Raw genomic sequence first — 12,351 nt, forward strand, 5'->3', positions numbered from 1 at the left:
CATTCCCCAGGCCAGGCGCAGTCCCTGTGGGAGCGAGCTTGCTCGCGAAAGCGGTGGGTCCGTTGGCATTGATGTTGGATATGCCGCCGTCACCGCGAGCAAGCTCGCTCCCACAGAGGGCTGTAGTGGCTACAGGGCGGGGGTCAGCGCTGGCGATGCCACCCTGCCAATAACCCTGGCAGTTCGGTCAGGCTGCGGATTTCTGCATCCGGCGCGTGGTCGGCATTCCAGGGCTTGCCTGCCGGGTTGAACCATACGGCGCGCAGGCCGGCCTGTTGGGCGCCGGCGATGTCGTCGCCCGGGTGATCGCCAATGTGCACGGCGGTTTGCGCCGTGGCGCCGCCGCGTTGCAGGGCTTCGTGGAACAGTCGGGCGTCAGGCTTGGCGATGCCGATGTCTTCGGCGCACAAGGCGAACTTGAAATAGTCCGCCAACCCCAGGCGCCGCACATCGGCGTTGCCATTGGTGACCACACCGAGGGCGAAGTGATTGGCCAGGATCTCCAGGGTGGGCTGCACCTCGGGGAAAACCTCCAGTTGATGACGGGCGTGCAGGAACGTCTCGAAGGCCTGGTCCGCCAGCTCCGAAGCTTGCCACTGGTCGTAGCCGGCTTCCTGCAAGGCACGGAACAACACGCGTCGGCGCAGTGCACTGATGCGATGCTTCAGGCCGGGTTCTTCGCGCAATACTTGCTCGCGAATCGAAAAAAGATGCTCCACCGGCACGCCGCCCAGGTTCGGCGCGTTATCGGTCAGCCATTGGCGGAGTATGGCTTCGGCGCTGGCGATCACCGGGGCGGTGTCCCACAGGGTGTCGTCCAGGTCGAAAGTGATCAGTTCGATGGTCATGATTCGTCGCCCTTGATGCGTTTGGCCCTGGGATGGGCACTGTCATAGACCGTCGCCAGGTGCTGGAAATCCAGGTGGGTGTAGATCTGGGTGGTCTTGATGTCCGAGTGCCCCAGCAGCTCTTGAACGGCGCGCAGGTCCTGGGAGGACTCCAGCAGATGGCTGGCGAAGGAGTGTCGGAGCATGTGCGGGTGCAGGTTCTGTCCCAGCTCCCGTTCGCCGGCAGCCTTGACCCGCAACTGAATCGCCCGCGGGCCGAGGCGCCGCCCCTGTTGGCTGACGAAGACCGAGTCGTCGGCGGGGTTGGTCAGCGCCCGCAGCGGCAGCCATTGCTCCAGGGCTTCACGGGCCTTGCGGCCGACGGGCAGCAGGCGAGTCTTGCTGCCCTTGCCGAGCACCTGGACCATGCCATCGGCCAGGTCCAGTTGATCCAGGTTAAGCCCCGTCAGCTCGGAGAGCCGCAGGCCGGAAGAATAGAACAGCTCGAGAATCGCCTGGTCACGCCGGGCCAGGAAGTCATCCTCGACGGCGCCTTCGAGCAGTTGCAGGGCGCGGTCGGTGTCGAGGGTCTTTGGCAGTCGGCGCTCGCCCTTGGGCGGTGCCAGGCCGGTGGCCGGATCGTGATCGCACAAACCTTCGCGATTGAGGTAGTGATACAGGCCGCGTACCGCTGACAACAGGCGCGCCAGGCTGCGGGAGGATTGCCCTTGTTGATGCAGGCGGGCGATCAGGCTGCGCAAGCGCTGGATGTCCAGGGCCGCCCAGCTGCCGATGTTCTGCTTCTGGCACCAGCCCAGCACTTTTTCCAGGTCGCGGCGATAGGCCGACAGCGTGTGGGGCGACACCTGGCGCTCACTGCGCAGATGTTCGCAGTAGGCGTCCAGCTGTCGTTCCATTATCAGCGTACCGAGCGCAGCGAACCGGCAACCCGTGGCAGCACCCGGCCGGTGACTTCGGCGATGTAGCTCAAGAACAGCGTGCCCACCGAGCTTTTGTAGTGCTGCGGATCGCGACTGGCGATGGCCAGCACACCGTGCACGCCTTGATGGGCGATGGCAACGACGGCGGTGGAGCCGATCTGCTTGCGCTGTTCTTCGCCGAACAGGAAGTCCAGCTCATGCTCGCGCAGGCTGCCGCTGACGCTTTTGTCTTCCGTGAGCAGGCCGCCGATGGCCGTCTGCGCTTCGGCGTGGGTCACCCAGCGGCCCACCGGCATGGCGTTGTCGCCGAACAGGATCAGGCTGACAAAGGGCACCTGGAAATCCTGGCGCAGGCTGTCTTCGACGCTCATGACCAGGTCTTCGAGGGTGCTGGCGTCCATCAGGGCCAGGATCAGCCGACGGGTCTTGTCGAACAGTCGGTCGTTGTCCCGGGCCACGTCCATCAGGTGCGAAAGACGATGGCGCATTTCGATGTTGCGCTCGCGCAGGATTTTCATCTGGTGTTCCACCAGCGACACGGTATCGCCGCGCCGGTGGGGGATGCGCATCGTCGCAAGCAGTTCTTCATGCTCGACGAAGAAGTCCGGATGAGCTTCCAGGTAAGCCGCCACGGCTGCGGTTTCTGGCAGGCTGGGGGATTCGTCGGGCTGTGGGGCTGGAACCTGTGGCTGGTCGGTCATGGGTTTGGCTCACTCAAAGACGAACTTGTCCTTCGTATACGCGCACTGCCGGGCCGGTCATCATCACCGGTTGGCCAGGGCCTGCCCATTCGATGGACAGACGCCCGCCGGGCAGGTCGATCAACAACGGCGAATCCATCCACCCCTGGCTGATCGCAGCGACTGCGGCCGCACAGGCGCCGGTACCGCAGGCCTGGGTTTCCCCGGCACCGCGTTCCCAGACGCGCAATTGTGCGCGGTGGCGGTCGATGACTTGCAGGAAACCGACGTTCACTCGCGCGGGGAAGCGCGGATGATGCTCGATTTTCGGCCCCAGCTCATGCACCGGGGCACTGTTGATATCGGCCACGCGCAGCACGGCGTGGGGGTTGCCCATGGAAACCGCTGCCAGTTCCACCGTGGCGCCATCGACGTCCACCTGATAGCTCAAGGCCTGGGCCGGTGCCTGGAAGGGGATGTCCGCCGGTACCAGGCGCGGAGCGCCCATGTTGACGCCGATCTGGCCGTCGCTGCGCACATCCAGTTCGATGATGCCGCTCTTGGTCTCGACGCGGATCTGCCGCTTGGCGGTCAGGCGCTTGTCCAGCACGAAGCGGGCGAAGCAGCGCGCGCCATTGCCGCATTGCTCCACTTCCGAACCGTCGGCGTTGAAGATCCGATAACGGAAATCCACGTCCGGGTTATTGGGTGCCTCGACGATCAGCAACTGGTCGAAACCGATACCGGTGTGCCGGTCCCCCCATTGCTTGGCGTGCTTGGGCAGGATGTGCGCGTGCTGGCTGACCAGGTCGAGGACCATGAAGTCATTGCCCAGGCCGTGCATCTTGGTAAAACGCAGCAGCATGGTCTTACTCCGGCAGCAGGCTTTCGCCGGCAAACAACTCGGCTACCGTCTCGCGGCGACGCACTTCGAATGCCTGATCACCGTCCACCAGCACCTCGGCGCAGCGGCCGCGGGTGTTGTAGTTGGAACTCATGACAAACCCGTAGGCACCGGCCGAATGCACGGCCAGCAGATCACCTTCTTCCAGCGCCAGCTCCCGACCCTTGGCCAGGAAATCACCGGTTTCGCAGATCGGCCCGACGATGTCGTAGCTGCGCGCAGCGGTATCGCGAGGGCGCACGGCGGTGACGTCCATCCAGGCCTGGTACAGCGCCGGGCGGATCAGGTCGTTCATGGCCGCATCGACGATGGCGAAATCCTTGTGCTCGGTGTGCTTGAGGTACTCGACCTGGGTCAGCAGCACGCCGGCGTTGGCGACGATGTAGCGGCCCGGTTCGAACATCAGCGCCAGGTCACGCCCGTCGAGGCGCTCACGCACGGCCTTGATGTAGTCGGCCACCAGTGGCGGCTCTTCATCGCGATAGCGCACGCCGACACCGCCACCGAGGTCGATGTGGCGCAGGTAGATGCCACAGTCGCCGAGGCGATCGACCAGCGCCAGCAGGCGGTCGAGGGCATCGATGAAGGGTTCCAGGGTGGTCAGTTGCGAGCCGATGTGGCAATCGACACCCAATACTTCCAGGTTCGGCAGCTGGGCGGCGCGCACGTACACGTCTTCGGCGTCGGCAATGGCGATGCCGAACTTGTTTTCCTTGAGACCGGTGGAAATGTACGGGTGGGTGCCAGCGTCGACATCCGGGTTCACGCGCAGGGAGATCGGCGCGCGGACACCCAGCTCGGCGGCGACGATTTGCAGGCGCTCCAGCTCGTCGGTGGATTCGATGTTGAAGCAGTGCACGCCAACTTCCAGGGCACGGCGCATGTCTTCACGGGTCTTGCCGACGCCGGAGAACACGATCTTGTCGGCGCTGCCGCCAGCGGCCAGCACACGTTCGAGCTCGCCACCGGAGACGATGTCGAAACCGGCGCCCAGACGCGCCAGGACATTGAGCACACCCAGGTTGGAGTTGGCTTTTACAGCGAAACACACCAGATGCGGCATGCCCTCGAGGGCATCGGCGAACGTCCGGTACTGGGCTTCGATGTGGGCGCGGGAATAGACATAGGTCGGCGTGCCGAAACGTTCGGCGATCGCGGACAGGGCAACCCCTTCCGCGAACAGCTCCCCGCCACGGTAGTTAAAAGCGTCCATGGCGTTCCCTTAGTAAGTGGTGGTGTGGGTGTCGTGCGAGTGGGATTTGGCTTGCGACGACTTGGCCTGTTCTTCAGGGGACTTGCTGTCATCAGGCAGGTATAGCGGACCTTTTTGACCACAGGCTGTCACGAGGCAGGCAACCGCGACGAGCGCAGCAAGGGAAGAGATCAGGCGCTTCATGGCGAAATCCTTGAAAATGCTTTAATTGCGCCGGAGTATACCGGCCACCCGTCAGCTTGCCTATGCAACGGGGCGCCCGTCCGGCGGCGCTGGTGGTCGTCAGTGGGTATATCCTTTGCAATCGCCGGGAAGCGTCCGTATCTTGCGGCGCTTGAGCATGAGCAGACATTTTCGAGGTTGCCGCAATGAGTTTGACTGAAGCCCGTTTCCACGATCTGGTCGATGCGACCCAGCAAACGCTGGAGGATGTGTTCGATGACAGTGGCCTGGACATTGACCTGGAAGTCTCTGCCGGTGTGCTCACCGTCAAGTTCGAGAACGGCAGCCAGCTGATTTTCAGTCGCCAGGAGCCGTTGCGGCAATTGTGGCTGGCGGCGGTCTCCGGTGGCTTTCACTTCGACTACGACGAAGAAAGCGAACGCTGGATGTGCGACAAGAGCGAAGAGCAACTGGGCGAAATGCTCGAGCGCATCGTCAAGCAGCAGGCGGGCGTGGAACTCGATTTCGAAGGCCTGTGACGGCGTGAGCCAGACCGCCCCGCAACGGCCATCCAAGCCGCTCTACAGCAACGTCAGCCCGGCCGTGCCGTCGCCGTGTACGGGCGTGTGCAAGCTGGATGAACAGAAGGTCTGCCTCGGATGTTTGCGCCACGTGGAAGATATCCGCGAATGGCGCTCGGCCGACGACGAGCGCCGGCGGGTCATCTGTGCCGAGGCGGCTAAACGCAAATCTCTGGTGTGATCGCCCGCTGCGTGGGAGCAAGGCTTGCCTAGCAACCCTGTGGGAGTAAAGCTTGCTCGCGATACAAGCGCCTCGGTTCCAGAGAGACCTCGCTGTATTCATCGCGGGCAAGCCTTGCTCCCACAATCCCCCCGCCACAGTAATTCTGCTCCCCATGACAGTGGGTAGATTTGGCCCGGGTTGTTTATTTATTGAGCTGTGGTAGTGTCCGGTTACGCCTCAATCCATCGAGGTCCGTGAAAACCCCGCCTTTTTGTGGCGGGGTTTTGCTTTTTTTGTGCAGAAGAAAGGAGTCTGCCAGGATCATGACCACACCTTCCATCACCCTTACCCGTCTGGACGTACAGCGTCTGGAACGCCTGATCGACAGCCTTGATGAAACGCTGCCGGGCGTGATTGCGCTGCAAACCGAACTGGATCGCGCCGAGAACGTGGTGGGCCACGAAGAAGTGCCCGCCGATGTCGTGACCATGAACTCGCGCGTGCACTGTCGCGAAGAAAGCAGCGGCAAGGACTATCACCTGACGCTGGTTTATCCACAGGACGCAAATGCCGACGAAGGCCGGATCTCGATCCTGGCGCCAGTGGGCAGTGCGTTGCTGGGCCTGAAGGTCGGCCAGCACATCGACTGGCCGGCCCCGGGTGGCAAGACGCTGAAGCTGACGTTGCTGGAGGTCGAGTCGCAGCCGGTCAATGGCGGCGACTGCGCGTTCTGAACCCGTCTCAGACCTGGTTCAGTGCCTCGTTCAGGGCGCGTTCCAGGTCGGCCTTGTAGCGCAGGTACAAATTGCTTGAACAGGCGCCGTCGCCCACCAGGCCCGAGAGGTCCAGGTCGGTGATGTAGCAACGATAGCGCTGGGCTTCGCGGCGCTGTTCGACGATCTCCCTGGCGACCACGCGGAACAGTTGGTCGCCATGCTCCAGTTCGGAAAACTCCTGCTGATCGCAGTACAGGGTGACATGCACCTGCCCGTGCGCCGCTTTGCCGATGATCGCCTGCACATCATAGAACGGCTTGTTGACCAGCATCTGCGGGGCTTGCCGCGCTTCGATCCGTCGCGCCCGGCCGCTGCCTGAGGGCAATAGCTGGTAGTACAGGGTTTCCAGGGTCAGCGGCTGGGCGGCATCCAGCGGCAGCAGGGCGTCGCGACGGTACAGCACCGATTGCAAAAAGCGTTGCAGCGGCACCAGCAGGCTTTGTTCGTCGTGATAAGGCACGTGTTGTTGCCACAGTGCGTTGAACTCGTCGAGCACGTACAGATCGGCCTCGTCTTCGTCGACGCGGTAGAACACCTGGATGCACTCGGGCTGGCCCATGGGCAGGATCAGCGCCAGGTCGTGGTCCTCCAGGGCCATCGGGTCCAGGTGCAAGGGGCTGTATGCCGTCAGTTCCTCGCCCAGGTAATCCATCAGCGCCGATAGGCTGCCCAGCGCCACGTGGTTGACCTGGCCGGGCACCAGTTCCAGTACGTGATAGTGCTGCTGGACCTGAAGCAGATAGCGGTGATTGAGCCTGCTCAGCAGCAGGGTCTGCGCCGTGTCGATGACTTCTTCGACGCGCCGCGCAATGAATTGGGCGCGGTTGTGGCAGAAACAGCGCACCTGCAAGCGTGGCTGGTGCTGGGTGACGGGCAGGTCGTTGAGGTAATCGCGCAGGCAGTCGAGCAGGGCGTGTTCGCCGTCAAAACGGTTGACCAGCACCTCATTCCAACTGTTGAGCGTGACCTGGTCGAGGGTCAGCACCAGGTTTTCCCGGACCCCGGCATAGCTCAGCGAGTCGGTGCGCTCGGTGGTCATCAGGATATTCAGGTCGCGGTGGTGCTTGAGCGGGTCGACGCCGACGTTCACCAGGATCAGCACTTCGCTGGGCACGCTGGCGCGCAGCAACTGTGCTTCATCCACCGTGGTCAGGGGCAGGGCGATGGACTGTTGCAGGCTGCCCAGCAGGTTGAACAGTTCGAACTCGCTCAGGTCGCTGTCGCCTGGGTGCAGCGCCAGGCGCGTGCTGCTGTCGATCACGCCGTTGCGATGGCACCAGGTCAGCAGTTCCAGCAGCTCGCGGCAGCGCTTGATCGGCGCGAAGTTCTCCCACTCCAGGGCGTTGAGGCTGCCGTTGTAAAGCGCCCACTGGTTCTGCCCCGGTTCTTTCTTGTTGGGTGACTGGACCAGTGTCAGGGTGTCTTCGGCCAGGTCCGGCGCAATGCCGGGGTTGATGAACTCGACCTTGTCGGCCTTGCGTTCGAAGGCTGCGTACAGCCGCCGGCCAAGCACGTTGAGATCGCGTTTGTTGATCAGGCTGACGGTTTTCTCGGTGCGGGCGAACTGGGTCAGGAAGCGGTAGCTGTGGGTGAGTTCGTTGACCAGGGCCCGTCGCTCGTGGCTGACCTGGCGGACTTTCCATTGGCTGCGGCTGTCCAGCAGCGCCAGTTGACGCTGGTCCCAGCCCCATTCCCGGGCCAGTCGTTCGAGCAGTACCCGTTGCCAGCCGCTGCTGCGTACCTGGCCGGTGAGTTTGCGATTGACCTTCAAGTACAGCGCGCGGCGGATCAACTCCAGGCGTTCGGATTCGCTGCGGGCATTGAGGTATTCCTCGATACGGCGGTAGACCAGCATGTACGGGTCCAGCTCTTCGAGGTCCAGGCGATTGGCAAACACGGCCTGTTTGAAGCGCAGGCTCAGGCAGCGAACATTCGGGTGTTCGCTGGCATAGACCTCGGTCAGCAGCAGCTTGAGTACGGACTTGTAGGGCGACTCGATACCTTTGAACAACTGCCAGAGCCCGGCCCCGACGAATTCGCCCGGCGGAATGTAGGCCAAGTGCCCCAGGTCCAGGGTTTCGTCGGCGCGGATGAAACGCTTGGTCATCAGTGTATGGGTGTACTGTTCATAGTTCTCTTCTTCATAGACCGGCACCAGCCACCAGATCGGCGTGCGCCCGGCCAGCCAGATCGCGGTGCGGTAGAACTCGTCCAGCAGCAGGTAATGCTGGGTCGTGCCGCAATCGTCGGAGCTGAGCTGGTTGTCACGGTCACCCCGTACGAAACGCGCCGGGTCGATCAGGAAAAAGTGGGCTTCGGCGCCCTGGGTCGCGGCCCAGATCTCCAGCAACTGGCATTTCTTGCGCAGCTCGGCCAGTTCGTCGTCGCTCAGGTCCGGCCCGTGGCACACCCAAACGTCCATGTCGCTCTGGTCGGCCTGGGCCAGGGTGCCGAGGCTGCCCATCAGGAACAGGCCAAGGATCGGTCGTGGAGGGTTGCTGCCGTGCCGGGGCTTGTAGGAAAACGACCGGGTCAGCCGCTGGGCTTCGGCAAGAATATTGGCGTCAGGCTCGTAGTTCGACAGCCCGGCAGGCGTGCTGCCGGAAACGTAGCCGGGCAGCAGCGGATGGTTGACGTGGAAGAACAGCGGCAGCAACGTCAGCACGCCTTGCTGGCGCGGCGACAGGCCTTCGAGGGCGCGTTCCATCCGCACGGAGTTGAGCTTGAGAAAACGTGCGCGCAACTGGCTCAAGACCTTGCGGTCGATTCCCTCGTCCAGATCGGGGCGTATTTCGTGATTGCGGGTCATGTCAGCTCAAACCGGCTCGCGGCGTCGAACGTGGGGGGTGATGGCAGGTTAGCGCCCGATCTTGGGAATTCTTAAGCTGAAAGCAGAATTCGGGTGCCAGTTTTTTTCGCAGGGCACCCGTGCGCCTGCGGAAATCCCGTAAAGGAGATTTCCGTGGGCGGCAGGGGGGATCAGGCGGCTTCTTGCACGCTGAGTATCGTCAGGACGGTTTGTACGTTTTGGGCGGCATCTCGGCCCAGGCTTGTCAGGTAACCACCGTCGGGCTGGGTGATCAGTTCTTTTTCGAACAGGCGTTGGGCAGCGGCAATCGCTTTAGGGGCAGCGGTCTGATGAATTTTCAGGCCTTCCTGGGAACTGTCCAGGTTGAAGAGTGCAAGGATTTCCAGTTCGGCAACCAGCTCAGGGGTAAGCGACATAAGGACTCCAGACTTTCTAGGAATTTGGTCGACAGCGTCACTAAGGTGAGCGCACTCGGCCGAGCTGTCCAGTCTCAGTGTCATGCTTTTTTTGTTTAAAGCATTTTTTGTGGCGAGGGGATTGCTCCCTCGCCACAAGCGCCGTTCAGTTCTTTTCCGGCGGCAACTCAGGCAAGGCGCGCAATGCGGCTTCGTACCACTGGGTATCGAACGGGCGATCTTCTTCCAGGATCGCATCGATCTCCACCGCCAGCACATGGGCCATCAGGTTGAGGATTTCTTCGCGATCATAACCGACCAGGGTCAACTTGTTGAAAGTGGCCTTGGCGGCAGGCGGATTGTCACTTTCGATCTGGTTTTCGATGGCCTGGATCAGCGTGTTCTCGACGAATTCTTCGTCGTCGTCGTTGTCGATGTCGGTTGGCTCGCTCATGGCAGGCTCCTGTGAGAAAGGTCGCCAGTTTACCTGCATTCAGCGGCGTGATGCGCCTGGCAAGAAATGCCCCGGCGGTCTATAACCCAAGGCTGCCAACCCCGCACGGCCTGGAGGCTTTGTAATGCTCGAGCTTTATGGTTTCTCTGTCAGTAACTATTACAACATGGTCAAACTGGCGCTGTTGGAGAAGGGCCTGCCCTTCGAAGAAGTGCCGTTCTACCCCAACCAGACCCCCGAAGCGTGGGCCATCAGCCCGCGCGGGAAGGTGCCGGTGTTGAAAGCCGAGCAGGGGTTTATCAACGAAACCAGCGTGATCCTCGAGTACATCGAACAAACCCAACCAGGCAAGGCCCTGCTGCCCAGTGACCCGTTCGAGCGGGCCCAGGTATTGGCCTTGTGCAGGGAGATCGAGTTGTACATCGAGCTGCCGGCGCGGGCTTGCTTTGCCGAGGCTTTTTTCGACATGTCGGTGCCCGAGGCCATCAAGGAAAAGACCAAGGCCGAATTGCTGCTGGGGTTCGCGTCACTGGCCAGGCACGGCAAATTCTCGCCCTATGTGGCGGGTGATAGTCTGAGTATTGCTGACCTGTATTTTTTCTACAGCGTTTCGCTGGCCCTCCAGGTGGGCAGGAAACTGTTCGATATTGACCTGCTGGCAGACATGCCGGCGGCCAAGGCGCTGATGGAGCGCTTGGAGCAGAATCCGCATGTGCAGCGGATTGCGGCGGATAGGGAGGCGGCGATGCCGGCGTTTTTGGCGATGATCGCTGCCAAGAAGTGAGTTTCGTGGTGTTTTGAAGTGAGTCATCGCGAGCAGGCTCGCTCCCACAATGAGTCTCTACATGTTCACAAAATATGTGTGCACTGAAGATCCACTGTGGGAGCGAGCTTGCTCGCGATGCTTTTAGCGGCTGGCGAGCAACGCCTGGCCGCGCACCACGGCTGCCTTGACCTGCGCCGGCGCGGTGCCGCCGATGTGGTCGCGGGCATTGACCGAGCCTTCGAGGGTCAGCACGGCAAACACGTCCTGTTCGATCTGGTCGCTGAACCGGCGCAGTTCGTCCAGGCTCATTTCCGCCAGATCCTTGCCACTGTCCACGCCGTACTTCACGGCATGGCCGACGATCTCATGGCAGTCGCGGAACGGTAGGCCACGGCGCACCAGATAATCGGCCAGGTCCGTGGCGGTGGAAAAGCCGCGCAGGGCCGCTTCGCGCATCACCGCATGCTTGGGCTTGATGGCCGGGATCATGTCGGCGAAGGCCCGCAGCGAGTCGCGCAAGGTGTCGGCGGCGTCGAACAGCGGTTCCTTGTCTTCCTGGTTGTCCTTGTTGTAGGCCAGCGGCTGGCCTTTCATCAGGGTCAGCAGGCCCATCAATGCGCCGAACACCCGGCCACTCTTGCCCCGCACCAGTTCCGGCACGTCTGGGTTTTTCTTTTGCGGCATGATCGAGCTGCCGGTGCAGAAGCGGTCCGGCAGGTCAATGAACTGGAATTGCGCACTGGTCCACAGCACCAGCTCTTCGGAGAAGCGCGACAGGTGCATCATCGCGATGCTTGCGGCGGCGCAGAATTCGATGGCGAAATCGCGGTCTGAGACGTTATCCAGCGAGTTGCCGCCCACGGCGTCGAAGCCCAGCAACTGCGCAGTGTATTCACGGTCGATCGGGTACGTGGTGCCGGCCAGCGCGGCGCTGCCCAGGGGCATGCGGTTGGTGCGCTTGCGGCAGTCCACCAGGCGCTCGTAGTCGCGGCTGAGCATTTCGAACCAGGCCAGCATGTGATGCCCAAACGTTACAGGTTGGGCGGTTTGCAGGTGCGTGAAGCCCGGCATGATGCTCTCGGCTTCGCGCTCGGCTTGCTCCAGCAGGCCTTTTTGCAGGCGAGTGATTTCGGCCAGGATCAGGTCGATCTCATCGCGCAGCCACAGGCGGATGTCGGTGGCGACCTGGTCGTTGCGGCTGCGGCCGGTATGCAGTTTCTTGCCGGTCACGCCGATGCGGTCGGTCAGGCGCGCTTCGATGTTCATGTGCACGTCTTCAAGGTCGACGCGCCAGTCGAACTGGCTGGCTTCGATTTCAGCCTGGATGGTCTTCAGGCCGTCGATGATGCTGTCGCGCTCGGCATCGGTCAGCACGCCGACCTTGGCCAGCATGGTGGCGTGGGCGATCGAGCCCATGATGTCGTGGCGATACAGGCGCTGGTCAAAGTTGACGGAGGCGGTGAAGCGGGCGACGAAGGCGTCGACGGGTTCACTGAAGCGGCCGCCCCAGGACTGATTGGTCTTGTCAGTGCTCATGAATTCGCTCGTGATCGGCTGTGGAAAAAGTAGCGGTTAAAGGCTGCGGCGGATGATAGCAGGGTTGCCGGGACTGGCGCTGGCACTGGTCGGCAGGTTTTTTCGATGCAAGCCTGGGATCCAACCGGGTTTTCCCGCAACGAT

General features: G+C 62.2%; 14 protein-coding genes. 4 read left to right on the forward strand and 10 right to left on the reverse strand.

The features are described from left to right. Nucleotides 1-143 precede the first annotated feature (143 nt). The 6 genes from KGA89_RS16670 to lptM are packed head-to-tail and all read right to left on the reverse strand — an operon-like array spanning nucleotide 144 to nucleotide 4,748. On the reverse strand, nucleotides 144-848 hold the full coding sequence (locus KGA89_RS16670) for an HAD family hydrolase (protein WP_223472068.1): 705 nt from the start codon (nucleotides 846-848) through the stop codon (nucleotides 144-146). Next, entirely contained in the window at nucleotides 845-1,744 is a 900-nt protein-coding gene (gene xerC / locus KGA89_RS16675) for a tyrosine recombinase XerC (protein ID WP_223472069.1), read from the reverse strand. The genes KGA89_RS16670 and xerC overlap by 4 nt, the downstream gene beginning before the upstream one ends. A gap of 2 nt (nucleotides 1,745-1,746) precedes the next feature. Then, nucleotides 1,747-2,469: a DUF484 family protein gene (locus tag KGA89_RS16680; protein ID WP_003206807.1), complete on the reverse strand. Its 723-nt coding sequence runs from the start codon at nucleotides 2,467-2,469 to the stop codon at nucleotides 1,747-1,749. 13 nt (nucleotides 2,470-2,482) lie between these two features. Then, entirely contained in the window at nucleotides 2,483-3,313 is an 831-nt protein-coding gene (dapF, locus tag KGA89_RS16685) for a diaminopimelate epimerase (protein WP_003206804.1), read from the reverse strand. Nucleotides 3,314-3,317: 4 nt separating this feature from the next. After that, complete coding sequence (gene lysA / locus KGA89_RS16690) at nucleotides 3,318-4,565, reverse strand: diaminopimelate decarboxylase (protein WP_003206799.1); 1,248 nt, start codon at nucleotides 4,563-4,565, stop codon at nucleotides 3,318-3,320. 9 nt (nucleotides 4,566-4,574) lie between these two features. After that, nucleotides 4,575-4,748, reverse strand: a complete 174-nt coding sequence (lptM, locus tag KGA89_RS16695; RefSeq protein WP_013694543.1) for an LPS translocon maturation chaperone LptM — start codon at nucleotides 4,746-4,748, stop codon at nucleotides 4,575-4,577. 185 nt (nucleotides 4,749-4,933) lie between these two features. Here lptM and cyaY point away from each other — a divergent pair, with 185 nt between their 5' ends. From cyaY to rnk, 3 genes are all read left to right on the forward strand, one after another. Beyond that, nucleotides 4,934-5,266 (forward strand): iron donor protein CyaY, encoded by a 333-nt coding sequence (gene cyaY / locus KGA89_RS16700; protein WP_003206795.1) that lies wholly within the window; start codon nucleotides 4,934-4,936, stop codon nucleotides 5,264-5,266. A gap of 4 nt (nucleotides 5,267-5,270) precedes the next feature. After that, nucleotides 5,271-5,489: a DUF1289 domain-containing protein gene (locus KGA89_RS16705; protein ID WP_013694541.1), complete on the forward strand. Its 219-nt coding sequence runs from the start codon at nucleotides 5,271-5,273 to the stop codon at nucleotides 5,487-5,489. Between the two features lie 305 nt (nucleotides 5,490-5,794). Beyond that, nucleotides 5,795-6,205 (forward strand): nucleoside diphosphate kinase regulator, encoded by a 411-nt coding sequence (gene rnk, locus KGA89_RS16710; RefSeq protein ID WP_003206792.1) that lies wholly within the window; start codon nucleotides 5,795-5,797, stop codon nucleotides 6,203-6,205. Between the two features lie 7 nt (nucleotides 6,206-6,212). On the opposite strand, the gene KGA89_RS16715 is transcribed toward rnk, so the two are convergent. The 3 genes from KGA89_RS16715 to KGA89_RS16725 all read right to left on the reverse strand — a co-directional run bounded on the left by KGA89_RS16715 (nucleotide 6,213) and on the right by KGA89_RS16725 (nucleotide 9,905). After that, a complete protein-coding gene (locus KGA89_RS16715) occupies nucleotides 6,213-9,056 on the reverse strand; it encodes a class I adenylate cyclase (RefSeq protein WP_223472070.1) in 2,844 nt (947 codons plus the stop codon). A 170-nt stretch (nucleotides 9,057-9,226) separates the two neighbouring features. Beyond that, complete coding sequence (locus tag KGA89_RS16720) at nucleotides 9,227-9,472, reverse strand: TIGR02647 family protein (protein ID WP_003206789.1); 246 nt, start codon at nucleotides 9,470-9,472, stop codon at nucleotides 9,227-9,229. 145 nt (nucleotides 9,473-9,617) lie between these two features. Next, nucleotides 9,618-9,905 (reverse strand): hypothetical protein, encoded by a 288-nt coding sequence (locus KGA89_RS16725; protein ID WP_223472071.1) that lies wholly within the window; start codon nucleotides 9,903-9,905, stop codon nucleotides 9,618-9,620. A 124-nt stretch (nucleotides 9,906-10,029) separates the two neighbouring features. Between KGA89_RS16725 and KGA89_RS16730 the strand changes: the two genes are divergently transcribed. After that, entirely contained in the window at nucleotides 10,030-10,689 is a 660-nt protein-coding gene (locus KGA89_RS16730) for a glutathione S-transferase family protein (RefSeq protein ID WP_223472072.1), read from the forward strand. A gap of 123 nt (nucleotides 10,690-10,812) precedes the next feature. Here KGA89_RS16730 and argH read toward each other — a convergent pair whose 3' ends face one another. Then, entirely contained in the window at nucleotides 10,813-12,207 is a 1,395-nt protein-coding gene (gene argH, locus KGA89_RS16735) for an argininosuccinate lyase (RefSeq protein WP_223472073.1), read from the reverse strand. Nucleotides 12,208-12,351 lie beyond the last annotated feature (144 nt).

It is taken from the genome of Pseudomonas sp. A-RE-22 (genome assembly GCF_019956035.1).
GTDB classification, from domain to species: Bacteria; Pseudomonadota; Gammaproteobacteria; order Pseudomonadales; family Pseudomonadaceae; genus Aquipseudomonas; species Aquipseudomonas brassicacearum.

What these genes read in the sequence shown, in the direction of transcription:
- KGA89_RS16670 (WP_223472068.1), bottom strand. Translation starts at nt 848, where the DNA reads ATGACCATCGAACTGATCACTTTCGACCTGGACGACACCCTGTGGGAC.
- argH (WP_223472073.1), bottom strand. Translation starts at nt 12,207, where the DNA reads ATGAGCACTGACAAGACCAATCAGTCCTGGGGCGGCCGCTTCAGTGAA.
- KGA89_RS16725 (WP_223472071.1), bottom strand. Translation starts at nt 9,905, where the DNA reads ATGAGCGAGCCAACCGACATCGACAACGACGACGACGAAGAATTCGTC.
- lysA (WP_003206799.1), bottom strand. Translation starts at nt 4,565, where the DNA reads ATGGACGCTTTTAACTACCGTGGCGGGGAGCTGTTCGCGGAAGGGGTT.
- KGA89_RS16680 (WP_003206807.1), bottom strand. Translation starts at nt 2,469, where the DNA reads ATGACCGACCAGCCACAGGTTCCAGCCCCACAGCCCGACGAATCCCCC.
- cyaY (WP_003206795.1), top strand. Translation starts at nt 4,934, where the DNA reads ATGAGTTTGACTGAAGCCCGTTTCCACGATCTGGTCGATGCGACCCAG.
- dapF (WP_003206804.1), bottom strand. Translation starts at nt 3,313, where the DNA reads ATGCTGCTGCGTTTTACCAAGATGCACGGCCTGGGCAATGACTTCATG.
- KGA89_RS16715 (WP_223472070.1), bottom strand. Translation starts at nt 9,056, where the DNA reads ATGACCCGCAATCACGAAATACGCCCCGATCTGGACGAGGGAATCGAC.
- KGA89_RS16730 (WP_223472072.1), top strand. Translation starts at nt 10,030, where the DNA reads ATGCTCGAGCTTTATGGTTTCTCTGTCAGTAACTATTACAACATGGTC.
- lptM (WP_013694543.1), bottom strand. Translation starts at nt 4,748, where the DNA reads ATGAAGCGCCTGATCTCTTCCCTTGCTGCGCTCGTCGCGGTTGCCTGC.
- rnk (WP_003206792.1), top strand. Translation starts at nt 5,795, where the DNA reads ATGACCACACCTTCCATCACCCTTACCCGTCTGGACGTACAGCGTCTG.
- xerC (WP_223472069.1), bottom strand. Translation starts at nt 1,744, where the DNA reads ATGGAACGACAGCTGGACGCCTACTGCGAACATCTGCGCAGTGAGCGC.
- KGA89_RS16720 (WP_003206789.1), bottom strand. Translation starts at nt 9,472, where the DNA reads ATGTCGCTTACCCCTGAGCTGGTTGCCGAACTGGAAATCCTTGCACTC.